The 26,442-nt window shown below is 51.5% G+C and carries 23 protein-coding genes and 2 pseudogenes; 19 read left to right on the forward strand and 6 right to left on the reverse strand.

The features are described 5' to 3' along the window. Nucleotides 1-50: 50 nt before the first annotated feature. The gene (gene recD, locus ACNAU7_RS01820; RefSeq protein ID WP_416300121.1) at nt 51-1,796 is read left to right on the forward strand and encodes an exodeoxyribonuclease V subunit alpha; all 1,746 of its coding nucleotides are present in this window, start codon (nt 51-53) and stop codon (nt 1,794-1,796) included. A gap of 27 nt (nt 1,797-1,823) precedes the next feature. On the opposite strand, the gene ACNAU7_RS01825 is transcribed toward recD, so the two are convergent. After that, on the reverse strand, nt 1,824-2,927 hold the full coding sequence (locus ACNAU7_RS01825) for a methyltransferase (protein WP_416300123.1): 1,104 nt from the start codon (nt 2,925-2,927) through the stop codon (nt 1,824-1,826). A gap of 250 nt (nt 2,928-3,177) precedes the next feature. On the opposite strand from ACNAU7_RS01825, the gene lon reads away from it, so the two are divergent. Together lon and ACNAU7_RS01835 are read left to right on the forward strand one after the other, a co-directional pair. Continuing rightward, on the forward strand, nt 3,178-5,628 hold the full coding sequence (gene lon, locus ACNAU7_RS01830) for an endopeptidase La (protein WP_416300125.1): 2,451 nt from the start codon (nt 3,178-3,180) through the stop codon (nt 5,626-5,628). A gap of 182 nt (nt 5,629-5,810) precedes the next feature. Then, nucleotides 5,811-6,080, forward strand: coding sequence for an HU family DNA-binding protein (locus tag ACNAU7_RS01835; protein WP_025458445.1), 270 nt, complete (start codon nt 5,811-5,813; stop codon nt 6,078-6,080). Between the two features lie 178 nt (nt 6,081-6,258). On the opposite strand, the gene ACNAU7_RS01840 is transcribed toward ACNAU7_RS01835, so the two are convergent. Both ACNAU7_RS01840 and ACNAU7_RS01845 read right to left on the reverse strand, forming a co-directional pair. After that, a complete protein-coding gene (locus ACNAU7_RS01840; protein WP_416300127.1) occupies nt 6,259-6,693 on the reverse strand; it encodes a hypothetical protein in 435 nt (144 codons plus the stop codon). After that, a pseudogene (locus ACNAU7_RS01845) lies at nt 6,686-7,995 on the reverse strand (homoserine dehydrogenase). Before ACNAU7_RS01845 ends, ACNAU7_RS01840 begins: the two are co-directional and overlap by 8 nt. Nucleotides 7,996-8,191: 196 nt before the next feature. Between ACNAU7_RS01845 and ACNAU7_RS01850 the strand changes: the two are divergent. From ACNAU7_RS01850 to ACNAU7_RS01865, 4 genes are all read left to right on the forward strand, one after another. Beyond that, complete coding sequence (locus ACNAU7_RS01850) at nt 8,192-8,563, forward strand: Mth938-like domain-containing protein (protein WP_416300129.1); 372 nt, start codon at nt 8,192-8,194, stop codon at nt 8,561-8,563. 76 nt (nt 8,564-8,639) lie between these two features. After that, complete coding sequence (locus ACNAU7_RS01855) at nt 8,640-10,562, forward strand: ATP-binding cassette domain-containing protein (RefSeq protein WP_416300131.1); 1,923 nt, start codon at nt 8,640-8,642, stop codon at nt 10,560-10,562. 82 nt (nt 10,563-10,644) lie between these two features. After that, complete coding sequence (locus ACNAU7_RS01860) at nt 10,645-10,911, forward strand: hypothetical protein (RefSeq protein ID WP_416300264.1); 267 nt, start codon at nt 10,645-10,647, stop codon at nt 10,909-10,911. Nucleotides 10,912-11,033: 122 nt separating this feature from the next. After that, entirely contained in the window at nt 11,034-11,549 is a 516-nt protein-coding gene (locus tag ACNAU7_RS01865; protein ID WP_003752396.1) for a hypothetical protein, read from the forward strand. 522 nt (nt 11,550-12,071) lie between these two features. Here the strand turns inward: ACNAU7_RS01865 and ung are convergent. Beyond that, on the reverse strand, nt 12,072-12,731 hold the full coding sequence (gene ung / locus ACNAU7_RS01870) for a uracil-DNA glycosylase (protein ID WP_250313929.1): 660 nt from the start codon (nt 12,729-12,731) through the stop codon (nt 12,072-12,074). 80 nt (nt 12,732-12,811) lie between these two features. Here ung and ACNAU7_RS01875 point away from each other — a divergent pair, with 80 nt between their 5' ends. Together ACNAU7_RS01875 and ACNAU7_RS01880 are read left to right on the forward strand one after the other, a co-directional pair. Further along, the gene (locus tag ACNAU7_RS01875) at nt 12,812-13,219 is read left to right on the forward strand and encodes an NfeD family protein (RefSeq protein WP_416300134.1); all 408 of its coding nucleotides are present in this window, start codon (nt 12,812-12,814) and stop codon (nt 13,217-13,219) included. 14 nt (nt 13,220-13,233) lie between these two features. Further along, a complete protein-coding gene (locus tag ACNAU7_RS01880) occupies nt 13,234-14,181 on the forward strand; it encodes an SPFH domain-containing protein (RefSeq protein WP_416300136.1) in 948 nt (315 codons plus the stop codon). Nucleotides 14,182-14,266: 85 nt separating this feature from the next. Here the strand turns inward: ACNAU7_RS01880 and ACNAU7_RS01885 are convergent. Together ACNAU7_RS01885 and ACNAU7_RS01890 are read right to left on the reverse strand one after the other, a co-directional pair. Beyond that, nucleotides 14,267-14,382: pseudogene (locus tag ACNAU7_RS01885) on the reverse strand (IS5/IS1182 family transposase); the annotation flags it as partial. A 44-nt stretch (nt 14,383-14,426) separates the two neighbouring features. Beyond that, nucleotides 14,427-15,497, reverse strand: a complete 1,071-nt coding sequence (locus tag ACNAU7_RS01890; protein ID WP_416300138.1) for an AI-2E family transporter — start codon at nt 15,495-15,497, stop codon at nt 14,427-14,429. Nucleotides 15,498-15,681: 184 nt separating this feature from the next. On the opposite strand from ACNAU7_RS01890, the gene ACNAU7_RS01895 reads away from it, so the two are divergent. From ACNAU7_RS01895 to ACNAU7_RS01940, 10 genes are all read left to right on the forward strand, one after another. After that, a complete protein-coding gene (locus ACNAU7_RS01895) occupies nt 15,682-15,957 on the forward strand; it encodes a YbeD family protein (protein ID WP_025458457.1) in 276 nt (91 codons plus the stop codon). Nucleotide 15,958: 1 nt separating this feature from the next. Beyond that, entirely contained in the window at nt 15,959-16,582 is a 624-nt protein-coding gene (lipB, locus tag ACNAU7_RS01900) for a lipoyl(octanoyl) transferase LipB (protein WP_196428016.1), read from the forward strand. Continuing rightward, nucleotides 16,575-17,558, forward strand: coding sequence for a lipoyl synthase (gene lipA / locus ACNAU7_RS01905; RefSeq protein ID WP_304677790.1), 984 nt, complete (start codon nt 16,575-16,577; stop codon nt 17,556-17,558). The genes lipB and lipA overlap by 8 nt, the downstream gene beginning before the upstream one ends. Nucleotides 17,559-18,026: 468 nt before the next feature. After that, the gene (bfr, locus tag ACNAU7_RS01910) at nt 18,027-18,491 is read left to right on the forward strand and encodes a bacterioferritin (protein WP_196428025.1); all 465 of its coding nucleotides are present in this window, start codon (nt 18,027-18,029) and stop codon (nt 18,489-18,491) included. A 27-nt stretch (nt 18,492-18,518) separates the two neighbouring features. Next, nucleotides 18,519-18,992 (forward strand): bacterioferritin, encoded by a 474-nt coding sequence (gene bfr / locus ACNAU7_RS01915; RefSeq protein WP_003752420.1) that lies wholly within the window; start codon nt 18,519-18,521, stop codon nt 18,990-18,992. A 323-nt stretch (nt 18,993-19,315) separates the two neighbouring features. Further along, nucleotides 19,316-19,636 (forward strand): helix-turn-helix domain-containing protein, encoded by a 321-nt coding sequence (locus ACNAU7_RS01920; RefSeq protein ID WP_416300142.1) that lies wholly within the window; start codon nt 19,316-19,318, stop codon nt 19,634-19,636. Nucleotides 19,637-19,684: 48 nt separating this feature from the next. Then, nucleotides 19,685-22,243: a [protein-PII] uridylyltransferase gene (gene glnD, locus ACNAU7_RS01925; protein ID WP_416300144.1), complete on the forward strand. Its 2,559-nt coding sequence runs from the start codon at nt 19,685-19,687 to the stop codon at nt 22,241-22,243. Nucleotides 22,244-22,333: 90 nt separating this feature from the next. Further along, nucleotides 22,334-22,795, forward strand: a complete 462-nt coding sequence (locus ACNAU7_RS01930; protein ID WP_416300146.1) for a hypothetical protein — start codon at nt 22,334-22,336, stop codon at nt 22,793-22,795. 326 nt (nt 22,796-23,121) lie between these two features. Next, on the forward strand, nt 23,122-24,585 hold the full coding sequence (gene guaB / locus ACNAU7_RS01935) for an IMP dehydrogenase (protein ID WP_416300148.1): 1,464 nt from the start codon (nt 23,122-23,124) through the stop codon (nt 24,583-24,585). 324 nt (nt 24,586-24,909) lie between these two features. Then, nucleotides 24,910-26,442: a hypothetical protein gene (locus ACNAU7_RS01940; RefSeq protein WP_416300150.1), complete on the forward strand. Its 1,533-nt coding sequence runs from the start codon at nt 24,910-24,912 to the stop codon at nt 26,440-26,442.

Here is a 26,442-nt window from a genome sequence, read left to right on the forward strand (position 1 = left end):
GCGCCGTTTGAAGCCTCACGCCTTCAGACGGCATTTCGACAAGGAATACGATGGAACGGCAGACAGATGAATTTGCCCAAGCGGCGGCAAGGGCGGCAATCCGTTTTTTGGAACACTATGCGGATTCCGGCGGCGAAGTGCTTGCAAACTGTACCGAACGCCTGTTTCAAGCATTGCAGAACGGTCATTCGTTTATCCGTTTGGACGGGGGCGAGGCGGCAGTGTTGCAGGCACTCGCGCCCGTGGTCGGATCATCCGCCGCCCCTTTGATTTTGGAAGGCAGAAGGCTGTTTTTGGGCAGGATGTGGCAGTTGGAATACGATTTGGCGGTCGAGATCAAACGCTTGGCGGCAGCCGGCACATCCGCCCCCGATGCGGCAGGCGCGCGGCAGAATCTCGCAAAATGGTTTCAAGGCGCGGGCAGCGAAGGACAGCGCGATGCCGCCGCACTGGCGCTGTTGCAGTCTTTTATGGTGATTACCGGCGGCCCCGGCACGGGCAAGACGACGACGGTTGCCAAGCTGCTGGCACTGATTTGCGGCGGGGGCGGCAGCCTTCCCCATATCGCGCTTGCCGCCCCGACGGGCAAAGCTGCGGCGCATATGGCGCGCGCGCTGCACCGTGCAATCAACAGTTTTGACGCGCCGGACAACGTCCGCCGCCATCTGCTTAAATTGGAAGGGCAAACCGTCCACCGCCTGCTGAAGCTGCGCCCGCCCAAAATGCAGCCGGCGTTCAACCCTGTTTACCCGCTGCCGTTTGACGTATTGGTTATCGATGAAGCCTCTATGCTGGATACGGCATTGATGCTGCAACTTTTAAAAGCGGTCAAAACCGGCGCGCGCGTGATTCTGCTGGGGGATGAAAACCAGCTCCCGTCCGTCGGAATAGGGGCGGTGCTGTCCGTTTTGTCACAAAAAACCGTTTTGGACGGAGAAACGCACCAAAGGCTGGCCGGCTTCCTTCCGGAACACGGTTTCAGCGTCAGCGCAAATCCACCCGTGTTGGCGCAAAACACCGCCCATCTGTCGTTCAGCCACCGCTTCGGCGACAACAGCGGCATCGGCTGCCTTGCTCGTGCCGCCGTATCGGGCGATGAGGGGGCGTGGGCATTGTTTGACCGGTTTCCGGACGAACTGGAACATTCGGAATGCAGTCCGAACGCTCGAGTCGAAAGGTTGTACCGGACGCACAAAGCCTATTGGCAGGCGGTAAAAGACGGCAATATCGAAGCCGCATACGCAGGCATCTCGGATATCGTGATCCTGGCAGCTTGGCGGCAGGATGCGGAAGACTTCAACGAAGCCTATTGCAGCCATGTACGCCGCAAAATGAACACACCGGAACATTTGGCATATTTTGCCGGAGAGCCGATTATGATCAGGCAGAACGACTACGCACTTGAACTGTTCAACGGCGACATCGGACTGATTATGGAAGATGTCGGACGGCAGGGCAGCCTTGCCGCCTATTTTGCCGATGCGGACGGATTTAAAAAGGTAGCGGTAAGCTGCCTGCCCGAATTTGAACCCGCATTCGCGCTGACCGTCCATAAAAGCCAAGGTTCGGAATATCGGGAAGTCTGGCTGCTGCCGCCCTCCGCCAGCGGTTCGGACGACGCGGACGACGCGCTTTCGGGTTTGAGCAGAGGGCTGCTTTACACAGCCATTACCCGCGCGAGGGAAAAGTTCGTATTTTTCGGCGGGGAAGAAGCCTTCCGGCAAGCCGCCGCTACCGTCAAAGCGCGTCAGACGGCATTGGGCAGTATGCTTGGGCGGGTATTTTCACAAGAATAATCCGCCCGAATGCCGCGCCGCCGCCCCTTATGCCTTTTTCAAACGGTATAGGAAAGTGGTTTCCCGGGTTCGCGCAAAAGCAAGCGGATCGCTCGGATCGGCGGCTTTTTTGTGCTTCGGCTTGGTTTTCATCATATCGGCAACACGCAAACCCGCCCGGATAAATGCCTTTTCCAAAAAATCGGCAGGACGCAGCCCCAAATGCTCTGCAAGGTCGGAAATAATCAGGCGGATTTCGCCGTCGGGATTCAGATGTTTCGGCGCATCCCTTAAAAACGCGGCCAACATCGCAGAATCGGGGTCATATAATGCGGATTCGATGGCGGAAGTCGGCTTGGCGGGCAGCCACGGCGGGTTGCAGACAATCAAATCGGCACGCATATCGGGGAACATATCGGTTTCCCGTATTTCAACCTGTTTTTCCAAACCCAGCCGGGCGATATTGGCCCGGGCGCAGGCAACCGCCCTCGGATTGGTGTCCGTCCCTATTACGGAAGGAATCCCCTGTTTTGCCAATATCGCGGCAAGCACGCCCGAACCCGTCCCGATGTCCAATGCCGTCTGAAACCCTGTTGACGGCGCTTGGGCGAGCAAATCGAGATATTCGCCGCGCAAGGGCGAAAATACGCCGAAAGGGACATATATCTGCCCGCCGGCTTGGGAAACGGCAACCCCTTTTTTATGCCACTCGTGCGCCCCGATAAAGCCCAGCAGCAGGTTGAGCGGGAGGAAAAAAGGCTTGACGTTAGGCTTGCCGTACACGTCGAGCAAGGCGGCGCGTATATCGGGCGCGCGTTTGTTGTCCAACACAAAACCGGGGCGGATTTCAACGGCAAGCATATTCAGAATACGGCTCTGCTGCGCCTGCTTCATACGGTGCGCGTGGAAAAGGGCGGCGATATCCGCATCGGAACGGACGGCGGCAGGTTTGCGGACCTTCTTCTTCATTGCCGAAAGCACCTGTTTGGCATTGTGGAAATCGCCCTGCCAGACAGTTGCAATATTTTGATAGGCAGCCTTCAAAATGCCGTCTGCACCGCTTTCGCGGACATAATGCCAACCTTTGGGCGGCTTTTGCAGACTTTCGTTGCGCCATTCGAACCCGTTATCGGGAAAAATAAAAGAAGACATGGGATACCTGCGTCATGTTTTGAAAATAGGGCGGCAGAACCGTAAACCATACGGATGGTACAGCAAGGAGCGGCAACACAGAACTGTTTTTTGTTCCTGCCTTGTCTTTCCAAGCCCATGCCGTCTGAAGCCGGAATGTTTCAGACGGCATCGCATCAAACTCCATAAATAAACCGCGTATGCTTGAAATAATACCTTCAACCCCAATTTACGCGGCAATCCGTATTCTGTCAGACACAAGAGAGTATCCATGACACAAAAAGAAAAGCATTTTGAGGAATATGCCGCCTTGGCAACCCTTCCTTTGCGGGATGTCGTCGTTTACCCGCATATGGTTCTGCCGCTGTTCGTCGGCAGGCCGAAATCCATCGCCGCGCTGGAAAACGCCATTACCCGCGAGGAACCGGTTTTCCTGTTGGCGCAAACCGATGCCGCAGTGGAAAACCCCGCAGCCGCAGACCTGTATCAGACCGGTACCGTCGCACAAGTCTTACAGGTATTGAAACTGCCGGACGGCACGGTAAAAGTGCTGGTCGAAGGGCTGTATCGCGGACGCGTCCTGACCATTGAAGACACGGGCGGGCTGTTCGTTTCCCATATAGAGGCGGTCGGGGAAGAAGACACGGGCGGCAATACCGACCTCGAAGCCGTGCGCCGCACCCTGTTGGCGCAGTTTGAACAATACGCCAAACTCAATAAAAAAATCCCCGCCGAAATCATCGGCAGCATCAACGGCATTGCCGAAAACAGCCGGTTAACCGATACGGTCGCAGCGCATTTGCAGTTGAAACTGGCGCAACGCCAACAGATTTTGGAAATTCCCGAAATCGGTAAACGGATGGAATTCCTGCTGGCACAGCTGGAATCCGAACTCGACATTATGCAGGCCGAAAAACGCATACGCGGACGCGTCAAACGCCAAATGGAAAAATCCCAACGCGAATATTATCTGAACGAACAGATTAAAGCGATACACAAAGAATTGGGCGAAGAAGACGAAAACGGCGAACTGGATGCCTTGGAAGCAGGCATCAAAAAGGCGGGGATGAGCAAAGAAGCGGAAGAAAAATGCCTGTCCGAACTGAAAAAACTCAAAATGATGCCGCCGATGTCTGCCGAATCCACCGTCGTACGCAACTACATCGACACCCTGCTCGAACTGCCGTGGAAGAAAAAATCCCGAGTTAGCAAAGACATCGCCAAAGCCGGACTGGTGCTGGACGCCGACCACTACGGTCTGGAAAAAGTCAAAGAACGGATTTTGGAATACCTCGCCGTCCAAAAACGTATGGACAAACTCAAAGGCCCGATTCTGTGCCTGGTCGGTCCTCCGGGCGTAGGTAAAACCTCTTTGGGCGAATCCATCGCCAAAGCAACGGGGCGGAAATATGTCCGCATGGCTTTGGGCGGCGTGCGCGACGAAAGCGAAATACGGGGACACCGCCGCACCTATATCGGCTCTATGCCCGGTAAGATTTTGCAGAATATGGCAAAAGCCGGCGTGAAAAACCCCTTGTTCCTGCTCGACGAAATCGATAAATTAGGCAGCGACTTCCGCGGCGATCCCGCCAGCGCGTTGCTTGAAGTGCTTGATCCCGAGCAAAACAACAAGTTCGCCGATCATTATGCGGAAGTGGATTACGATTTGAGTGATGTGATGTTTATCGCCACATCCAATAGTCTGAATATCCCGACACCGCTGCTCGACCGTATGGAAATCATCCGTCTGTCCGGCTATACCGAAGACGAAAAAATCAATATCGCGATGCAGTACCTCGTGCCGAAGCAAATGAAGCGCAACGGCGTAAAAGAAGGGGAATTGGCAATCGAAGAAAGCGCGGTGCGCGATATTATCCGTTACTACACCCGCGAGGCGGGCGTGCGTTCGCTCGACCGCGAGATTGCCAAAATCTGCCGCAAGGTGGTGATGCAGATTACCTTGGACGAAGACTCAAAAACCAAAAAAACCGGAAAAGCCAAGCCCAGGGCGGTTAAAGTAAATGAGAAAAATCTGCACGACTATTTGGGTGTGCGCCGCTTCGATTACGGCGTTGCCGAAAGCGAAAACCGTATCGGACAAGTAACCGGTTTGGCGTGGACGGAAGTCGGCGGCGAATTGCTGACTGTCGAAGCCGTGGCATTACCGGGTAAAGGCGTGATCCAGTGTACCGGCCAGTTGGGCGATGTGATGAAGGAATCCGTGTTCGCAGCATGGTCGGTTGTCCGTTCCCGTGCAGAATCAGTGGGTTTGGCTCCTGATTTTTACGAGAAAAAAGACATCCATGTTCACGTTCCCGAAGGTGCGACCCCGAAAGACGGTCCGAGTGCGGGCATTGCCATGACTTTGGCGATGGTGTCCGCATTCACCAAAATCCCTGTGCGTGCGGATGTTGCCATGACGGGCGAAATCACCCTGCGCGGCGAAGTCCTGCCGATCGGCGGTCTGAAGGAAAAACTGTTGGCTGCGCTTCGCGGCGGCATCAAACACGTCCTGATTCCGAAAGACAACGTCAAAGACTTAGAGGAAATCCCTGAAAACGTGAAAACCGGCCTGACCATCCATCCGGTCAAATGGATAGACGAGGTATTGGCTTTGGGTTTGGAAAGCCAACCTGAGCCTTGGGCAGAACCTTCTGCCGCGGAAGCGGCGGCGGAACCCGCTTCAAAACCGAAACCCCGCAGCAGGGCAATCAAACATTGAAACGCAGGAAATGTGTTGTAAAAATGCGGTTTCGTCCTGAAAGCCTGTAAAATAGGTCGATTCCGTATTTTTTGCTTGACACGGCAATTTCAGAATTGCTATAAAGCGAAAGTTGCTTAAGCAGTACAAACTCCCGAGTATTCGGGCATTTCATCATTTTTTAAGACAGGAAGGGACTGATTGTGAACAAGTCTGAATTGATCGAAGCGATTGCTCAAGAAGCCGGCATTTCCAAAGCCGCCGCACAAAAAGCTTTGGATGCCACTACCAATGCAGTAACCAACGCCCTGAAACAAGGCGACACCGTTACTCTGGTCGGTTTCGGTACTTTCTACGTCGGCGAACGTGCGGAACGCCAAGGCCGCAACCCCAAAACCGGCGAGCCTCTGACCATTGCCGCTGCCAAAACGCCCAAATTCCGTGCCGGCAAGGCTCTGAAAGACGCGCTGTAAATTGTTTATCTTTGATAAAAAGCCGATTTTTGAAGAATCGGCTTTTTATTTGCCCCGCCGAATCAGGATGGGGGTTTGCCCGTCGGATTCGGATGAAGGGCTGGCCCGTCAAATCCGGATGGAAAAATGCCGTCTGAAACGCTTTTCCCGCGTTCAGACGGCATTCCGGTTCGGCGGTTCAATCAGCTTTCAAATCAGCAACGCACTGTCTGTCGCGCGCCTCAAACGCGTTTGTGCCGCCGAGCAGGTCAAGCTGTTCTTGCGCGCCGAGTTTGCCGAAGGAGCTGACCTGTTTCTCGCTCAATCTGTCCAAAGGCTGCTCCCACATACATTTGCAGTAATCGGTGGCAAGGCGGGTATTGTCCGCATCCAAGCCGCGCGCTTTCAAATCGTTCTGCCATTTTTCAGCAAACGGAATATTCTTCATGCAAGACTCGACAATTTTCTGTTTTGCCTGCGGTTTGGACATCGCGCATTGGGAGAGCAGGGCGGTTGAAGCGAGCAACGCCAAAATGACCCACGCCCAAATGCGGATGGTGCGGATTTTGGCTTTTGCTTTTTTGCGCGCGGCAACCTGCTCTTCCGTCGGCATTTCGTGTTTCGGCTCAGTCATGCAGGCTTTCCATGCGGATCATGGTAATCGGTTTTTCCACGCAATCCAGTGCTTTGATGGCTGCGATTGCCGACTTGATGTGTTTTTCGACCGTGCTGTGGGTCAGAATCACGATTTCGGCAGTGGTCTGATCAATCACGCCTTTTTGAATCAGTGCTTCGATGGACACGTTTTCTTGTGCCAACAGCGCGGCGATTTGCCCCAGCGTGCCCGGTTCGTCTTTGGCTTGGACGCGCAGGTAGTAGCTGCTGGTAATTTCGTCCATAGGCAGGATGGTTTGCGCTTGGACTTGCGCGGGTTGGAACGCCAGATGCGGTACGCGGTGGGCGGTATCGGCTTCAACCAGGCGGGCGATGTCGATGATATCGGCAACCACGGCGGAAGCGGTCGGCAATGCGCCCGCGCCCGCGCCGTAATATAAGGTTTCGCCAACCATATCGGCGTTGACGCGCACGGCGTTCATCACGCCGTTGACGTTTGCCAAGAGGCGGCTTTCGGGAATCAGGGTAGGGTGGACGCGCAGCTCGATGCCTTTGCCGGTTTTGCGGGTAATGCCCAACAGTTTGATGCGGTAGCCGAGTTCTTCCGCGTATTTGATGTCGCGGCTGTCAAGTTTGCTGATGCCTTCGAGGTAACAGGCGGAGAAGTTCATCGGCGTGCCGAATGCCAGCGCGCTCATAATGGTAATTTTATGACCTGCGTCGTTGCCTTCGATATCGAAGGTCGGATCGGCTTCGGCATAGCCCAATGCTTGCGCTTCTTTCAATACGTCGGCAAACGCGCTGCCTTTTTCGCGCATTTCGGAGAGGATGAAGTTGCTGGTGCCGTTGATGATGCCGGCGATGGATTTGATTCGGTTTGCCGCCAAACCTTCGCGCAGGGCTTTGATGATTGGGATACCTCCCGCTACTGCGGCTTCAAATTGCACCATGACATTTTTTTCTTCCGCTAGCGGGAAGATTTCGTTGCCGTATTCGGCGAGTAGTTTTTTGTTGGCGGTAACGATGTGTTTGCCGTTTTCAATGGCTTTCAACACCGCATCTTTGGCGATGCCGGTACCGCCGAACAATTCGACGACGACATCGACGTCTTCACGCGCAACCAGTTCGAACGGATCTTTGACAAAGGCTGCGGACGGGCAGATTTGGCGGGCTTTTTCTTCGCTTAAGTCGCATACGGCACTGATGCGCACTTCTCGTCCCAAACGGCGGCTGATTTCCTCCGCATTGTCCCGCAACACGGCAGCCGTACCGCCGCCGACCGTACCTAAACCTAAAAGACCCCGATGTTTACTGGCTTCATTGTGTCTCCTTGTAAGCCGACTGAAATGTAAATATTGAAAGACGAAAATATCCGCTGCCGATATAATTGTGCCGCACTTTAAATCAAATGCCGTCTGAAATCGGAAGGCGCGTCAGATGAAATCTGCTAATCCTACATGAATTTGTCTGATTTTGCACCTTTTCCGACACGACTGAAGCGGCAAAAGGACGAAAATATGCTGTTTGAAGAAAATCCGATAGACGGACATTTTGCAGAGTACGACCACCGGTCGGGCGAAATCCGATTGGCAGGTCAAAGTTTCCATAAACCCGTGCTTGTACATAAGGATTCGGTCTGCCTGTCACAATGCCGAACCTTGTCCGACCTGACTCCGGAAAACCTGTTGTCCGACATCAAACCTGTTGACTATCCGGAAATATTGATTATCGGGACCGGGGCGGTACAGAAGTTTATCCATCCCAAAATCATGGCGGATTTCTCTCAGATCGGAATCGGTGTGGAATGTATGAATACCGAATCGGCATGCAGGACATTGGTCTTTTTGCATTCTGAAGGGCGTAAAGCCTGGGCGTGGCTTCAACCGTAAATTTCCCGTTTCAGACGGCATCAGCACTTTCTTTCAGGTAAAATACGGGCTTTTTCCGCCCGATGATGTTTCCGTTATGATTGAAATTAAAAATCTCACCCTGCAACGCGGTTTGAAAATCCTGCTCGACAAAGCCAACGCTACCGTCAATCCCGGTCAGCGCGTCGGTTTGATCGGTAAAAACGGTACGGGAAAATCCAGCCTGTTTGCCTTAATCAAGGGTGAAATCACTCAGGATGGCGGCGATATCTCGATTCCGAAAAATTGGCGGATTGCTTCCGTTTCCCAAGAAACGCCCGACTTGGACATCTCTTCATTGGACTACGTTTTGCAGGGCGATGCCGAGTTGCAGGCTTTTCAGACGGCATTAAGGCAGGCGGAAGCGCAAAATGACGGCATGAAACAGGCGGAATATCATGCCAAATTGGAAGAAATCGACGCTTATACCGCACCGGCCCGTGCGGCGAAATTGTTGAACGGACTGGGTTTTTCGCAAGAAGAAGACAACCGCCCCGTCAAATCCTTTTCCGGCGGCTGGCGTATGCGTCTGAACCTTGCGCAAGCCCTGATTTGCCGCGCCGATTTGCTCTTGCTTGACGAACCGACCAACCACTTGGATTTGGAAACCGTCTTGTGGCTAGAAAACCACCTTGCCTCTTTACCTTGCACGCAAATCATCATTTCCCACGACCGTGATTTCCTCAATGCGGCCACCACTCAAACCATCGAACTGTCGCAGCAGAAGCTCACGCAATACGGTGGCAATTACGATTTTTACCAAAACGAACGCGCGCAGCGTCTGGCGCAACAACAAGCCGCCTATGTCAAACAGCAGGCGCAAATCAAACATCTGCAATCCTTTATCGACCGCTTCAAAGCCAAAGCCACCAAAGCCGTTCAAGCGCAAAGCCGCATGAAGGCTTTGGCAAAGCTAGAACGCGTTGCGCCCGCGCATCTGGACAGCGAGTTTTCCTTTGAGTTTTACCATCCCGACCATCTGCCCAATCCCTTACTGAAGCTGGAACACGCTGATTTGGGTTACGAAGGCAAAACCGTCCTGCACGACATTACCCTGTCGCTGGAAAGTGGCGCACGTTACGGGCTATTGGGTGTCAACGGCAGCGGTAAATCTACGTTTATCAAAGCCTTGGCGGGCAAAATCGATTTGCTCTCCGGCAGCATCGTCCGTTCCGAAAAACTCAATATCGGCTATTTTGCCCAACACCAACTCGATACCATCCGCGCCGACCAAAGCCCTGTTTGGCATATTCAGCAGCTTTCTCCCGAAGTGCGCGAACAAGAAATCCGAAATTTCCTCGGCGGCTTCAACTTTGTCGGCGATATGGCGTTGCAGAAAACCGAACCTTTTTCCGGCGGAGAAAAAGCCCGCCTCGCCCTTGCCATGATTATCTGGCAAAAGCCGAACCTACTGCTGCTTGACGAGCCGACCAACCATTTGGACTTGGATATGCGCCACGCCTTGACGCTCGCTCTGCAAAGTTTCCAAGGCGTCTTAATCGTCGTATCGCACGACCGCAGCCTGCTTGAAGCCACGACCGACAGTTTCCTCTTGATAGACAAAGGCCGTCTGAAAAACTTCGACGGCGATTTGAACGACTACCGGCAATGGCGTTTGGCACAGGAAAACGCCGCCGCCGCACCCGCAGCATCCGCGCAAAGCCAAAACCGCAAGGATACCAAGCGTATCGAAGCACAAATCCGTCAAGAAAAAGCCCGACGCAGTAAGCCGATACAGCAGAAAATCGACCGTGCCGAAAAAGAAATGGTGCAGCTTTCCGAAATTCAGACGGCATGTGAAGCATTTTTAGCACAAGAAGAAGCTTACCTTGAAGCAAACAAAGAAAAATTGCAAAACACCTTATCCGAATTGGCAAAAGTCAAAACACAACTTGCCCAAATCGAAGAGGTTTGGCTGGCTTGCCAAGAAGAATTGGAACGGATTGAAACTGAAATCGAGAAACAGTTTGCCGAGCGATAAAGAAGCGCGGGCAGGGTGCTTATCTTTGCCTGCTAATAACGGTATAATTCGGACGTTACCACCGCCTTTTTACTTTACCGGTATGAACATCAGACTTTTTGCTGCCTTCATTTTCCTGTCCTTTTCCGGTATGGCGGCGCAAGCATCCGTATACCATTGCAACTCAAATGGCAAAAGCGTATATACATCAGACCCGTCAGGATCGTGCGCCGATGCGGATTTACCTAAAATCAGCAGCCATCAGGGAGGCGGATACCGCCTGAAAATTAAAAAACTTAGTCAAGAAGCCAAAATACACACAGGAAACAAAAAGAAAAACAAAAAACCTGCCGGGAAAAAGAACAGGTAGGCTGCCAAAGCCCCGAAGGAAAATCAAAAACAAACAACCGAAAAGAAAAGCCCATAAAACGCTAAGAAAACCTTACAAAAAATCTCCAAAAATCAAATCATTATCCGAGTATCAAACACATTATGAAATCAAAACTCCCCTTAATCCTAATCAACCTTTCCCTGATTTCAAGCCCATTGGGTGCGAATGCGGCCAAAATCTACACCTGCACAATCAACGGAGAAACCGTTTACACCACCAAGCCGTCTAAAAGCTGCCACTCAACCGATTTGCCCCCAATCGGCAACTACAGCAGCGAACGCTATATCCCACCCCAAACTCCCGAACCGGCACCATCACCGTCAAACGGCGGACAGGCTGTCAAATATAAAGCCCCGGTCAAAACAGTATCCAAGCCGGCAAAATCCAATACGCCCCCGCCTCAACAAGCACCTGTAAACAACAGCAGACGCTCCATTCTCGAAGCAGAATTAAGCAATGAACGCAAAGCCCTGACTGAAGCCCAAAAAATGTTATCACAAGCACGTCTGGCAAAAGGCGGCAACATCAACCATCAAGAAATCAACGCATTGCAAAGCAATGTATTGGACAGGCAGCAAAACATCCAAGCCCTGCAAAGGGAACTGGGGCGCATGTAAGGCCGTGTTTTCAGATCGACCGTTCCAACGTTCCAAGGATTTGACAGAAGAAATGATGAACAAGCAGGAGAATTTTTGGGATAAGTTGGGCGATTTATTATTTGCGCCCGTTGATATAATGTTTTGGATTAAAGAAAGTATGGGCGGCATATCTGTGTGCCTGCTGCCTGTATATCGTATTGAAGGTCAACTTTCAAAACACATACAGCTTTTTCCGATAGTTCGCATAATGTATATTATGTTAAATTTATGATAGATTGAATAGATGTTTTTACAACCTCCATTCAAAACTCAGTCGCTTAAAAATTTAATCAGAACAAATAAAAGGCAAACAAAGCATCAAGAGTTGTTTGAATTCCGCTATTGAATTCCGCTAAATGAACCTGACACACAAACTTTGAAACTTAAAGGCCGTCTAAATCCTAGACTTCGGGAGATTTTACATTATGTCTTAATCTCTTTGTTTCAAGCTTCAAAAGCAGCCTTGAACGAGGTTTAAGCAACTTGGCATTCAGACGGCATTCACAGCTTCCAGTTTATCGGTTCGATACCGTGCCGACTCAAATAGCTGTTTGCCTGTGAAAAATGGCGGCAGCCGAAAAAACCGCGATATGCCGACAGAGGAGACGGATGCGGTGCGGTCAGTATCAAATGATTTTGACTGTCTATCAGCCTCCCTTTTTGTTGTGCATACCCACCCCACAACATGAAGACAAGGTGCTTGCGGTGTGTCGCAAGCTGCCTGATGACGGTATCGGTAAAGCGTTCCCAGCCTAAAAGGGCGTGCGAATGCGCCTGTCCTGCGCGTACGGTCAAAACCGTGTTCAGAAGCAATACGCCCTGCTCCGCCCAAGCCGTCAGGCAGCCGTGCGCGGGAATGGAAAAGCCTTCGATGTCGGTTTCCAATTCTTTGTAGATATTGAGTAAAGACGGGGGTATGCGGACGCCCTGCCTGACGGAAAATGCCAAACCGTGCGCCTGCCCTGCTCCGTGATACGGGTCTTGTCCGAGAATGACGACTTTGACTCGGTCAAACGCTGTCAGCCGGAATGCGTTGAATACATCCGCCGTCGGCGGATAGATGATTTGTCCCGACAAACGTTCCTGCCTGACCGCATTTAAAATTTCCTGAAAATACGGCTGCTGTTTTTCGCCGCCGAGTGCATCATGCCAAGTGCCCATATCTGCCCTATCCTTTCAAATTCGGCTATACTGCTGATATTGCGTTATTTTGTCAAACGACGCGCTTTGTGGGGAAATGTATGACTGTATGGTTTGTTGCTGCTGTTGCCGTCTTAATCATCGAATTATTGACGGGAACAGTTTATCTTTTGGTTATTAGCGCGGCTTTGGCGGGTTCGGGCATTATCTACGGGCTGACCGGCAGCACGCCTGCCGCCACCTTGGCCGCCGCACTGCTTTCCGCGCTGGGTATTTGGTTCGTACACGCCAAAACCGCCGTAGGAAAAGTTGAAACGGATTCATATCAGGATTTGGATGCCGGACAATATGCCGAAATCCTCCGGCACGCAGGCGGCAACCGTTACGAAGTTTTTTATCGCGGTACGTACTGGCAGGCGCAAAATACGGGGCAGGAAGTGTTTGAACCGGGAACGCGCGTCCTCATCGTCCGCAAGGAAGGCAATCTTCTTATCATCGTAAACCCTTAACACTCGGAGGAATTATGGAATTTTTCATTATCTTGCTGGCAGCCGTCGTTGTTTTCGGCTTCAAATCCTTTGTTGTCATCCCACAGCAGGAAGTCCACGTTGTCGAAAGGCTCGGGCGTTTCCATCGCGCCCTGACGGCCGGTTTGAATATTTTGATTCCCTTTATCGACCGCGTCGCCTACCGTCATTCGCTGAAAGAAATTCCCTTGGATGTACCCAGCCAGGTCTGCATCACGCGCGATAATACGCAGCTGACTGTTGACGGCATCATCTATTTTCAAGTAACCGATCCCAAACTCGCCTCATACGGTTCGAGCAACTACATCATGGCAATTACCCAGCTTGCCCAAACGACGCTGCGTTCCGTTATTGGACGTATGGAGTTGGACAAAACGTTTGAAGAACGCGACGAAATCAACAGCACCGTCGTTTCCGCCCTCGATGAGGCAGCCGGAGCCTGGGGTGTGAAGGTTTTGCGTTATGAGATTAAAGACTTGGTGCCGCCGCAAGAGATTTTGCGCGCGATGCAGGCGCAAATTACCGCCGAACGCGAAAAACGCGCCCGTATCGCCGAATCCGAAGGCCGTAAAATCGAACAAATCAACCTTGCCAGTGGTCAGCGCGAAGCCGAAATCCAACAATCCGAAGGCGAGGCTCAGGCTGCGGTCAATGCGTCAAATGCCGAGAAAATCGCCCGCATCAACCGCGCCAAAGGCGAAGCGGAATCCTTGCGCCTTGTTGCCGAAGCCAATGCCGAAGCCATCCGTCAAATTGCCGCCGCCCTTCAAACCCAAGGCGGCGCGGATGCGGTCAATCTGAAGATTGCGGAACAATACGTCGCCGCGTTCAACAATCTTGCCAAAGAAAGCAATACGCTGATTATGCCTGCCAATGTTGCCGACATTGGTAGCCTGATTTCGGCTGGGATGAAAATTATCGACAGCAGCAAAACCGCCAAATAAGCCGTGATGAAATGCCGTCTGAAGCTCTGTTTTCGGGGTTCAGACGGCATTTTTATTTAAACTCGGGCAGGGTTGTATCCCGCTTCAAATATAGTGGATTAAATTTAAACCAGTACAGCGTTGCCTCGCCTTGCCGTACTATTTGTACTGTCTACGGCTTCGTCGCCTTATCCTGATTTTTGTTAATCCACTATATTTAAACCCGAGCAGGGTTGTATCCTGCTTCAAATATGTTTCGGAGCCGCCTACCTGCCCCGGTAAAAACTGCCGGCAAAATATTTCTGCACGCCCTCGCGAAGCAAGACCAAGGTTACGGCGGCCAAAGGCAATCCTGCCAACATTCCGACAAAGCCCATCAGCTGCCCGAATGCCATCAGGGAAAAGATAACCCAAAACGGCGACAGGCCGATACGGTCTCCCACGATTTTCGGCGTAATGAAAAAACTTTCGAGAAACTGTCCTACGGCAAAAACCGCCCAAACAGCCAAGATGCCGTTCCACGAACCGAACTGGAGCAAGGCGGCAACAGTGGCAAGCAGCAATCCCGTAAACGCCCCGAGATAAGGGACAAACACCAAAATACCGGCAACCATACCGATGGCAAACCCCGAATCCAGCCCGATCAGCACCAACCCCAAGCCGTAAACCAAACCCATAATCAGCATCACCAGAAGCTGCCCGCGCAAAAATTCGCCCAATACCTCGTTCAAATTACCCGTAATGCGCGTATAAGCACCGGCAAAACGCTTCGGAACCAGTTTGGCGATGCCGCACGACCACCGCTGCCAATCCAGCAGGAAATAGTAAAGCAGCAAGGGAAGCAGCAGCAGGTTGCCGATACTGCTGACAATATTGCCTCCCTGCCTCATCAAAACGGGAAACCACGCCTTAAGCGCGTTGCTCAACTCGCCCGTATGCGCCTGAAACCACGCAATAATAGATGCCTGATCGATTTCCACATATCCGCCGATTGTATTTTTCAACCACGGCAGCAGCGTGTTCTGCATAAAACCGATTAATTGGGGCAGGCGCGATGCCAAATTGTTGAACTGCCCGACCAGCATAGGGACAATAATCAACAATAATGCCAACAACAAAATCAAGGAAAACACCATCACAGACATCGAAGCGGATGCACGGTTCAAACCCTTTTTCTGCAACCATTCGACCAAAGGGTCCAATACATACGCCAGCACCGCCGCAACCGCAAACGGAGTCAAAGTATCGCCGAGCGCGAAAACCAGCCAAACCAAGGCGGCAAACGCCGCACCGGCACCCATCCACGGCTTGATGCCCCGCCCTTTCCTCAGATACATAAAAACCACCCTTCTAAAAATAATATTGCGCGCCAGTATAGCAGAACCGCCGCGCCGTCAAAAAAGCCTCCGCCTTCCCGATAGCCTGTTATCGCGGTTTAGGCTAAAATAACGCACATCCGATGCCGTCTGAAAGGCAAACCCGCCTTCAGACGGCATACCGTACACGATAAGGCAGCACATCATGACCGAACAAAAAAACAAAACATCCCTCATCGAATTTCCCTGTACCTTCTCATTAAAAGTAATGGGCGCGGTGCATCCCGAGTTCGAGCAGGCAGTATTGGACACCGTCCGCCTTCACGCCCCCGACACGCAGGCGCACCACATCACCACGCGTCCGAGCAGCAAAGGCAACTATACCGGCGCCACCGTTCAGGTAAAGGTTGAAAACCAAGAACAATTGGACAACATCTACCGCGCGCTGACTTCGCACGAACTGGTCAAAGTGGTACTTTGAGATGAAAATCATACATAAAGGTTTGGTCGAATATCTGCCGACTTTCGAGGCGATGAAAACCTTTAATGCCGGACGGAATGCCGACACCGAAGACGAACTGTGGGTTGTCGAGCACCCTCCCGTGTTCACACAAGGATTGGCGGGCAAACCCGAACACCTGCTGATCCGCGACGACATTCCCGTTATCCAGATTGACCGGGGCGGACAGATTACCTATCACGGACCCGGGCAATTGGTCGTTTATACGATGATTGATTTCAAACGGCGCAAAACCAGTGTTAGAAACATCGTTTCCGCGCTTGAAAACAGCATTATCGCCACATTGGCGGAATACGGCATCGAAGCGGCTGCAGATCCCAAACGCCCTGGCGTTTACGTCGGAGAACGCAAAATCGCCTCGCTGGGGCTGCGTATCAAAGAAGGTTCCGTCTATCACGGCCTTGCGCTCAACGTCAATATGGACCTCTCGCCGTTTACCCATATCAACCCCTGCGGTTATGCCGGTATGGAAATGACACAAATTGCCGACCTCGTCCACCCCTGCCCCACGCTGGACGAAGTCGCCGCCAAGCTGACCACACATCTTAAAACACAACTCACACCGAAAGCAGACAACAATGAGTGAAATCAAAACCGACGACCCCAAACGCGGCATCAAACTCAGAGGCGCGGACAAAACCGCCCGCATCCCCATCAAAGTCGTCCCCCTTCAGGAAAAATTAAAAAAGCCCGAATGGATACGCGCCAAACTCCCATCGCGCAAATTCTTTGAAATCAAAGACATTTTGCGCGAACAAAAAATGCACACCGTTTGCGAGGAAGCCTCCTGCCCCAACATCGGCGAATGCTTCAGCAAAGGCACGGCGACCTTCATGATTATGGGCGACATCTGCACGCGCCGCTGCCCGTTCTGCGACGTGGGACACGGCCGTCCGAATATGCTCGACCCCGACGAACCGAAAAACCTCGCCGAATCCGTCAAAGCCATGAACCTGCGTTACGTCGTCATCACCTCGGTTGACCGCGACGACCTGCGCGACGGCGGCGCACAGCATTTCGCCGACTGCATCAAAGCCATCCGCGAAACCAGCCCGAATACCAAAATCGAAATCCTCGTTCCCGACTTCCGAGGCCGCTTGGACATCGCACTCAAAATCCTTGCCGAAACCCCGCCCGACGTAATGAACCACAACTTGGAAACCCATCCGAGCCTGTACAAGAAAGCCCGTCCCGGTGCCAATTATCAACATTCTTTAGACTTATTAAAACGTTATAAAGAAATGATGCCGCATATCCCGACCAAATCCGGCATCATGGTCGGCTTGGGCGAAACAGACGAAGACGTGCGTGAAATTATGCGCGATATGCGGGCGCACAATATCGAGATGATTACCATCGGACAGTACCTCCAGCCTTCAGACGGCCACTTGCCTGTCTTGCGCTACGTTACGCCCGAACAATTCAAAATATTTGAAAAAGAAGCATACGAACTGGGCTTTACCAATGCCGCCATCGGTGCGATGGTACGTTCAAGTTATCATGCCGACGAACAGGCGGCGGAAGCCTTACGCGAAAACCACGGCGGTTGCGGGCATCATTAAACCAAAAACACCGTTCCGAAGTAAAAAATAATTTCCTGCGCCTGCCGCGCCGTTTGGCGCAAGCCGCACCCGCGTTAGCCGCCTATGCCGTCTGAAAGCCCTTCAGACGGCATAATTTATTCCCAAAATCCGATAATCTCAAAAGAATCTGTCAGTTAATGAGAACGATTCATTATAAATTTTGATAAAAAACCATGCTCTATTTGTTTTTTACTATGGTTAATAAGTGTAAATGTTCTTTATTGATGAGATGGATTCTTAGTTTTAGCAGCAAAAAAAACCGATAAGAAACAGAGCATTGATTTGGAAAGTATCAGCAAATCCACCCTATCTCTTTTGATAATTGTTTGTATTTTAAATAGAAAATTTGTCATATCAAAAACTTTTGCATACAATGCACGCATCCCGAATAGCGATACAAATGCTGTTCAGACATACCGAAAACCAAGTTACGGAAAGAGAGATATTATGCAAGGCAATCAAGCAGTTTTAGATTACATGAACGAATTGCTGTCCGGTGAGCTGGCAGCACGCGACCAATACTTCATCCACTCCCGCCTCTACTCCGAATGGGGCTACAGCAAACTTTTTGAACGTCTCAATCACGAGATGGAAGAAGAAACCACACACGCCGAAGACTTCATCCGCCGCATCCTGATGCTGGGCGGCACGCCGAAAATGGCGCGCGCCGAACTGAATATCGGCACGGACGTGGTTTCCTGCCTCAAAGCCGACCTGCAAACCGAATATGAAGTACGTGATGCGTTGAAAAAAGGCATCAAACTGTGCGAAGAGGCTCAAGACTATGTTACGCGCGACCTGATGGTTGCCCAACTGAAAGATACCGAAGAAGACCACGCACACTGGCTGGAACAGCAGCTTCGCCTGATCGAGTTGATTGGCGAAGGCAACTACTACCAAAGCCAACTGTAATCCGTATTCGGAATAAAAGGAGTCCGTATGAAAGGCGACCGTTTGGTTATCCGCGAGCTGAACAAAAACTTAGGCTTGCTGCTGATAACCATCAACCAATATTTCCTTCACGCCCGTATTTTGAAAAACTGGGGCTTTGAAGAACTGGGCGAACATTTCTTCAAACAGTCCATCGTTGAAATGAAAGCTGCCGACGATTTGATCGAGCGCATTCTGTTCCTCGAAGGCCTGCCGAACCTGCAAGAACTGGGCAAACTGTTGATTGGTGAATCTACCGAAGAAATCATTGCCTGCGATTTGACCAAAGAACAGGAAAAACACGAAGCCCTGCTTGCTGCCATCGCTACAGCAGAAGCGCAACAGGATTACGTCAGCCGTGATTTGTTGGAAAAACAAAAAGACACCAACGAAGAACACATCGACTGGCTTGAAACCCAGCAGGAACTGATCGGCAAAATCGGTTTGCCGAACTACCTGCAAACAGCGGCGCAAGAGGACTAAAACACAAACCACTGCCAAATACAGCAGTCCCCTGCACCATCAGACGGCCTATCCGGGCAATCGGATAGGCCGTTCTTCTTTGCGGTTTGCGAATAAAATCTAAATTGATTTGAATCAATACTTGATAACGGTTTTAGTTTGATAATACCGACATGAAATCTAGATTGCTTGTTTGCTGTTTCCCAATCCGTCTTGATTTTACCTCTTTCCTCTTGATGTGTGTGTGTTTGGGTGTGGCTGCCGCCACCCCTTTTTTTTGGCTTTTATGTGAAGTAAAATCCGTAACAGCAAATGCTTAACTTTAACCATTTATCCGGAAACAAATGATGGGCAACAAATTGACTCTGCCTGCCGAACTGCCTGACGAACAGGATTTGCGGGCGGTATTGGCATACAATATGCGGCTTTTCCGCGTGAACAAGGGCTGGTCGCAAGAAGAATTGGCGCGGCAATGCGGTTTGGACAGGACTTATGTGTCGGCAGTCGAGCGCAAACGCTGGAACATCGCCCTGTCGAATATCGAAAAAATGGCGGCGGCTTTGGGTGTGGCGGCGTATCAGTTGCTGCTGCCGCCGCAGGAACGGTTGAACCTGATAACCAATTCCGCCGATATCCGACAAATGCCGTCTGAAAGCGGTATTTAACCGCTGAACCATCCGCCTCCCTTTTTCCCGCCCATCGAAAGAATAAAAATGCCTGCAAACCTGTCTTCAGCACTGGAAACCTTCAAACGGCAGCGCGATGCCGCCGAAGCGCATTATTTGAAAGCCAACCGCGTGTCGATATTTTTCAGGGAATATACGGCGGCAGTCGAAACCTTACTGGCGGCATTGTGGGTAGAACATTTTCAAAACAGCGCGTTATGCCTGATGGCGGTGGGCGGCTTCGGGCGCGGCGAACTGTATCCCTGTTCGGATGTGGATTTGGCGGTTGTCTCCCCTGCCCCGCTTTCAGACGGCATTCAGGAACAGATTGCCCGGTTTGTCCAAACCCTTTGGGACTGCAAACTGATGCCGTCTGTAAAAAGCGGCGGCATTGACGAACTGTGCGAAAGCGTGCGCAATGATATTACGGGGGACACAGCGTTTTTAGAGGCTAGGTTTTTGTTTGGCAACCGCCAAACGGCGGACGAACTGGCGGAAAAAATGAACGCGCAGCGCAATGTGCCGGCGTTTGTCGAAGCGAAACTGGTGGAGATGGAACACCGCCACGCCAAATCTCAAGGCTCGGGGGCGGTATTGGAACCGAACATCAAAAGCTGCCCGGGCGGTCTGCGCGACATCCACACCCTGCTTTGGATAGCGAAGGCGCAAGGCTTGGCGGCCAATCTGCCCGACCTGCTCAAACAGCGGATTTTGACGCGTGCCGAAGCCGGTATGCTTTCGCACGGCTACCGCCGCCTCGCCCACATCCGCATCCGTCTGCATTTAAACGCCAAGCGCGCCGAAGACCGCCTGCTGTTCGATTTGCAGCCGCAAGTCGCCGAAAGTATGGGTTATCAAGATGAAAACCGCCGCCGTCAAAGCGAAGAACTGATGCGCGTGTTTTACCGTGCGGTCAAAACCGTCAAACAACTGGCCGGCATCCTCACGCCCATGCTGCAAAGCCGCGTTTCCTCCGCGCCGATGCGCGTTACCCTGCGGATTGACGACGACTACATCCAAGTCAACAACCAAATCGCCGCGCGGCACACCGATATTTTTTTGAGGCAGCCCGAACACATTTTCAAAATCGTCGAAATCATGCAGCAGCGCAACGACATTACCGCGCTCGAACCGCAAACCCTGCGCGCCTGGTGGGGCGCGACGCGCAAAATCAACCGCAGCTTTTACCAAAATCCCGAAAACCGCCGCCGCTTCGCCGGTTTTTTCCGCAACGGCAACGGACTGACCCAAACCCTGCGCTTTCTCAACCTCTACGGCGTATTGGGACGCTACCTGCCCGCGTGGGAAAAAATCGTCGGACTGCTCCAACACGACTTGTTCCACATCTATCCTGTGGACGACCACATCCTCGCCGTCGTCCGCAACGTCCGCCGCCTTGCCTTGGATATGCACAGCCACGAGCTGCCCTACGCCTTTGCGCTGATGCAGTCCTTTGAAAAACAAGACATCCTCTATCTCGCCGCCTTCTTCCACGACATCGCCAAAGGACGCGGCGGCGACCACGCCATACAAGGCATCACAGACGCACGCCAATTTGCCGCCGACCACTTCCTGACCGGAGAAGAAAGCGACCTGCTCGCCTGGCTGGTCGAAAACCACCTGCTGATGTCTGCCGTCGCCCAAAAAGAAGACATCCAAGACCCCGACGTACTCGATGCCTTCTGCAAACGCGTACAAACCCACGAACGCCTCAGCGCACTCTACCTCCTGACCATTTCCGACATACGCGGCACCAATCCCAAACTGTGGAACGCTTGGCGCGCCAGCCTGCTGGAAAGCCTGTTCCACGCCGCCGGACGCTGCCTCGCAGGCAACGGCGGCAACCCGCACGCCCTCTTCGGCCGCCGCCGGCAGGAAGCCGCCGAATTGCTCACCCGCGCCGCCGTCCCCGAAAAACAGCAGAAAAAACTATGGAACGCGCTCGGTTCCGCCTATTTCGCCCGCCACCAGTCCCGCGAAATCCTGTGGCACGCCGCCAACCTCGTACACGATTTTGAAACCCCCATCGTCCGCAGCCGCATCCTGCCCCAAAGCGACAGCTTTCAAGTGATGGTCTTTATGCCCAACGGCCCGCGCCTGTTTGCCCGTCTCTGCCGTATCTTCAGCCGCCACGGCTTCAACATTCTCGCCGCCCGCGCTTTTATCACCGAACACGACTACATCCTCGACACCTTCATCGTGCAAATTCCCTCGCAGCACGCTCCCGAAGACTACCCCGACATCCAAAGCGCGCTCGAAGCCGAACTCAACAGCTTTATCCACGGACACACCGTTGCCGAAACCCAAAACTGCAGCCGCCGCATCAGCCGCCGCAGCCGCTACATGCCGATCGCGCCAAGCATCACCATCACCCCCGAAGAAGACTACCCCGACTGGTACTCCGTCGAAATCACCGCTGTCAACCGCCCCTTCCTGCTCGCCGATATGGCGGAAGTCTTTTTCGCCCACAACGTCAGCCTGCGCTATGCCAAAATCTCCACGTTGGATGAACGCGCCGAAGACAGTTTTACCGTTTTTAGCCTAGACCTGAAAAACCCAAAAATCCAGTCCTCATTGAAGCAGACGCTGCTGGAACAATTATCATAACGCCCGCCTTCAGACGGCATTCCGCCGCCACTCCGTATGCCGTCTGAAAGCGGGGGATATTGTAAATAATTTATTAATATAAGGATTTATATGAATATTATTATGGACTCAACAAGAAAATTTGGGATTTTATGGGAAGAAAACTCTGAATGTAATGGTTTTATTTATGGAAAAATTCAGATAATAATAGGAGAGAATATATATCCTAAGATATGCCCATATGGATATTTTACGCTAAATACAGTTTTTAATAGTTTGAAGTCATCCTTTGAAGAGAAGTATTATGCAGGTGGAAACAATGGTTTAGATTTTGGAGAGCAACTATTTGATATAGATAAATATAATTCTCTGGAATTATGCAATATATTTTCTATTGATACTACATATATGAGTGGAGGGGGTAATTGTGAAATAGATTGTTTAGTATTAGAAATGGGATATTCTGGTGAGGAAGAGAGACTTTTTTATAGTTTTGACAATGGGAAAAACTTTAAAGAAATCAGGTATAAGAAAGGTACAGTTGAATCTGTTATTTGTCAATTGAATCTATAATATATGGGGCTGTAACTAGATTAGCAGATATGTTACCCTCGAAACATTAAGATAATATACTGAAAATTAAAGGAAAAAATAAATAAAGAACTACTCCGTTTTTTTGTACTGGAAGTTACCGCCCGATATAGGGCTTCAATAACTGAGCCACTTACCAAAAATTAGAAAAAAGCTTTTCCTGAAATTGAAAGAACGGGAGCAACAGTGGTCGGCAAAGGAAAACCGGGCTATTCAAAGGGGACCAAAATTAAACCTGATAAACTGTCAAGCCGCCGGTAACGTGCTATAATGCCGTGCATCTTGCACAAACTGAAAGACCGAGCATTATGCGTATCGTAGAAAAAGCCTATACTTTCGACGATGTTTTGTTGGTTCCCGCACACTCAACCGTGCTGCCGCGAGACGTTAAACTTCAAACTAAGCTCACCCGCGAAATCACGCTCAACCTCCCCCTGCTTTCCGCCGCGATGGACACCGTTACCGAGGCGCGTCTCGCCATTTCGATGGCACAGGAAGGCGGCATCGGCATCATCCATAAAAACATGCCGACGGAGATGCAGGCGCGCGCCGTTTCCAAAGTGAAACGCCACGAAAGCGGTGTGGTCAAAGACCCCGTAACCGTTGCGCCGACGACGCTCATCCGCGAAGTCTTGGAAATGCGCGCGCAGCGCAAACGCAAAATGTCCGGCCTGCCCGTCGTTGAAAACGGCAAAGTCGTCGGCATCGTAACCAACCGCGACCTGCGTTTTGAAAACCGAGTCGATTTGCCCGTTTCCGCCATTATGACCCCGCGCGAACGCTTGGTTACCGTCCCCGAAGGCACAAGCATAGACGAAGCGCGCGAACTGATGCACACGCACAAAGTCGAACGCGTTTTGGTTCTGAACGAAAAAGACGAACTCAAAGGTCTGATTACCGTCAAAGATATTTTAAAAACCACCGAATTTCCCAATGCCAACAAAGATTCCGAAGGCCGTCTGCGCGTCGGTGCGGCAGTCGGCACCGGCGGCGATACCGAAGAACGCGTCAAAGCCTTGGTCGAAGCAGGCGCGGACGTAATTGTCGTCGATACCGCACACGGACACAGCCAAGGCGTGATCGACCGCGTACGCTGGGTCAAAGAAACCTATCCGCACATCCAAGTCATCGGCGGCAACATCGCCACTGCCAAAGCCGCATTGGATTTGGTCGCCGCCGGTGCGGATGCCGTCAAAGTCGGTATCGGCCCAGGCTCGATTTGCACCACCCGTATCGTGGCAGGCGTGGGCGTGCCGCAACTGACCGCCATTCACAACGTTGCCGAAGCCCTCAAAGGCACGGGCGTTCCGCTGATTGCCGACGGCGGCATCCGCTTCTCCGGCGACATCGCCAAAGCCCTCGCCGCAGGCGCGTACAGCGTCATGCTCGGCGGTATGTTTGCCGGCACGGAAGAAGCACCGGGCGAAATCGAACTCTACCAAGGCCGCTCGTACAAATCCTATCGCGGTATGGGTTCCTTGGGCGCGATGAGCCAAGGTTCTGCCGACCGCTACTTCCAAGACAAAACCGACAGCACCGACAAATACGTCCCTGAAGGCATCGAAGGCCGCGTTCCTTACAAAGGTCCGATTGTGAACATCATCCACCAACTGACCGGCGGTTTGCGTTCCAGTATGGGTTATTTGGGTTGCGCCAATATTGCCGAAATGCACGAAAAAGCCGAATTTGTGGAAATCACTTCCGCAGGTATGAGCGAATCGCACGTTCACGACGTTCAAATTACCAAAGAAGCACCGAACTACCACCGCTGATTTGAACAGCCTTTTCAAGGCAAAATGCCGTCTGAAACCTGATTTCCGTGTTTCAGACGGCATTTTTTATCTGAACGCCTCTAAATTGTTAAAATATATAATAATTAGTAAGAATAGGTTAAATATAGTCTGCAAATCTACCCCCCCCCCGATTTCTTTATTATGTCAACCGTAACAATTGTTTTGTTATGTAAAAGCCAACTACCATACCGACGGGACACACATACGGTTCGATCCTATATGTGCGTCCCAATTTAGAAAGGCTTACCTTTCAAACATACTAATATCCTGACGGGTAGGAGTGAAACAACCAAGAAAATTTTAATGAACATCGCACTACCTTTGTCTGACAAAATACAAAACAGGCTGTTTTTCCTTACCGTCCTTGCAACGGTATGTTTCCTGTTTTATCCGAAATACCTGCCGATGAACGACCTGCCGCAGCACGCCGCGCAGGTTGCCGCCTTGGATGATTTGCTCAAACACCGCAGCCCGTGGGCGGATATGCTGCAAATAAATTGGGATACGCCTTATCTGACCGTTTATGCCCTATGGTTGGCGCTGTATCAGTTTATGGGCATTAATGCTTCTTCTAAGGCTTTGGTCTCCCTCGAATTTTTATTTTTCATTTATACGGCAGTCAAAATGAGAAAGGAAATGGGGGCGGAAAGGATGACCGACTGGGTCGCGCTGACCTGTTTTTTCGGATTTGCCTTTCAATGGGGCTTTGTCGGCTACATTATGGGCATTCCCATCGGCATACTGTTTTTCATTACCAACAAGCGTTGGATTGAAAACCCCTCAGCAAAGATGCTTGCCGCCGTTTCCGCATTGGGGATATGGTCGTACTTCTCCCATATTCTGACCTTTTCGTTTTTCTGCTTGCTTTCATACGGATACTTTCTTTTCAGAATTAAAGAAATCCCTTGGAAACAGCGTTTTTCCCTGACAGCCGCCTATCTTTTTTTCGCCGCCCTTTTGGCACGTTATACCGCAAAACCCAACCCCGTCCCCTATAAGGCATTTGAAGACAACTTTATCCAACATTCCTTTTGGGACAAAATACTGGAAATTGCCTACCTGCCTTGGAATATGTTGGTCCTGTTCTACTACGACATTGCCTGCCTCTTCCTATTTGCCGCCCCCATAGCGGCAAACTGCCGCCCCACTCGGGAAAAAAGCCGGTACGTCCTGCTGCTTGCTTGTCTTGCGGTTTATTTCCTGATGCCTCATTTTACCTTTCAAACCAGCTTCCTTTACGAACGCTTCGCCCTGTTCGTCCCTATTTTTTATTATCTGATTTGGGAAAAGAAACCGGAAACGCCGGGCAGGATTGCAGCAAAAATATCGGAAGCAGCCTGCCTGTTGTCCGCCTTGTGCATCGCCGCGCTGACAGGCAAAGCCTACCTTAACAACATCCTTTTTGACCGCTCGCAGAAGTTGGCTGATTTTATAAAAATTTCCCAAATGATGGAAAACGGCAAAAAAGTCCTGACTGTCAACGACCCCTTGTCCATCAGCGGAGGCAGCCTGACTTCGGGCGGCGAGTTCTTCCATATCGCACAATGGTATCAGGCCGAAAGGCAGGGGTGGGCGGATTACAGCTTTGCCTCGGCGCACGCTATGCCCGTCCGCATGAAAATGAAAGAAATGTATGACGGGTACAGTCAAGTCAGGTTTTTGTCCGAATATAACCTGACTCGGAAAACAGACTGCCGCCGCTATGACTACCTGCTTATCCTGACCGCCAACCATACGTCGGACACATTGGAAAAACTGCTTGCCACCAATCCCTCCTGCTCCCGTGTTTCCCATATCAAGACCATAGGGGAATGGTCGCTTTTCAGACGGCATTGA

The organism is Neisseria sp. LACPHL-SPEC-2024-00856, assembly GCF_047915665.1.
In the GTDB taxonomy this organism is placed as follows: Bacteria; Pseudomonadota; Gammaproteobacteria; order Burkholderiales; family Neisseriaceae; genus Neisseria; species Neisseria polysaccharea.

Coding starts and splice junctions, on each gene's coding strand:
- recD (WP_416300121.1), top strand. CDS start 51: ATGGAACGGCAGACAGATGAATTTGCCCAAGCGGCGGCAAGGGCGGCA.
- ung (WP_250313929.1), bottom strand. CDS start 12,731: ATGGGCACTTGGCATGATGCACTCGGCGGCGAAAAACAGCAGCCGTAT.
- bfr (WP_003752420.1), top strand. CDS start 18,519: ATGAAAGGCGACCGTTTGGTTATCCGCGAGCTGAACAAAAACTTAGGC.
- ACNAU7_RS01840 (WP_416300127.1), bottom strand. CDS start 6,693: ATGACTGAGCCGAAACACGAAATGCCGACGGAAGAGCAGGTTGCCGCG.
- ACNAU7_RS01890 (WP_416300138.1), bottom strand. CDS start 15,497: ATGTATCTGAGGAAAGGGCGGGGCATCAAGCCGTGGATGGGTGCCGGT.
- bfr (WP_196428025.1), top strand. CDS start 18,027: ATGCAAGGCAATCAAGCAGTTTTAGATTACATGAACGAATTGCTGTCC.
- guaB (WP_416300148.1), top strand. CDS start 23,122: ATGCGTATCGTAGAAAAAGCCTATACTTTCGACGATGTTTTGTTGGTT.
- lon (WP_416300125.1), top strand. CDS start 3,178: ATGACACAAAAAGAAAAGCATTTTGAGGAATATGCCGCCTTGGCAACC.
- glnD (WP_416300144.1), top strand. CDS start 19,685: ATGCCTGCAAACCTGTCTTCAGCACTGGAAACCTTCAAACGGCAGCGC.
- ACNAU7_RS01850 (WP_416300129.1), top strand. CDS start 8,192: ATGCTGTTTGAAGAAAATCCGATAGACGGACATTTTGCAGAGTACGAC.
- ACNAU7_RS01875 (WP_416300134.1), top strand. CDS start 12,812: ATGACTGTATGGTTTGTTGCTGCTGTTGCCGTCTTAATCATCGAATTA.
- ACNAU7_RS01855 (WP_416300131.1), top strand. CDS start 8,640: ATGATTGAAATTAAAAATCTCACCCTGCAACGCGGTTTGAAAATCCTG.
- ACNAU7_RS01920 (WP_416300142.1), top strand. CDS start 19,316: ATGATGGGCAACAAATTGACTCTGCCTGCCGAACTGCCTGACGAACAG.
- ACNAU7_RS01865 (WP_003752396.1), top strand. CDS start 11,034: ATGAAATCAAAACTCCCCTTAATCCTAATCAACCTTTCCCTGATTTCA.
- ACNAU7_RS01860 (WP_416300264.1), top strand. CDS start 10,645: ATGAACATCAGACTTTTTGCTGCCTTCATTTTCCTGTCCTTTTCCGGT.
- lipB (WP_196428016.1), top strand. CDS start 15,959: ATGAAAATCATACATAAAGGTTTGGTCGAATATCTGCCGACTTTCGAG.
- ACNAU7_RS01895 (WP_025458457.1), top strand. CDS start 15,682: ATGACCGAACAAAAAAACAAAACATCCCTCATCGAATTTCCCTGTACC.
- ACNAU7_RS01880 (WP_416300136.1), top strand. CDS start 13,234: ATGGAATTTTTCATTATCTTGCTGGCAGCCGTCGTTGTTTTCGGCTTC.
- ACNAU7_RS01825 (WP_416300123.1), bottom strand. CDS start 2,927: ATGTCTTCTTTTATTTTTCCCGATAACGGGTTCGAATGGCGCAACGAA.
- ACNAU7_RS01930 (WP_416300146.1), top strand. CDS start 22,334: ATGAATATTATTATGGACTCAACAAGAAAATTTGGGATTTTATGGGAA.
- ACNAU7_RS01940 (WP_416300150.1), top strand. CDS start 24,910: ATGAACATCGCACTACCTTTGTCTGACAAAATACAAAACAGGCTGTTT.
- lipA (WP_304677790.1), top strand. CDS start 16,575: ATGAGTGAAATCAAAACCGACGACCCCAAACGCGGCATCAAACTCAGA.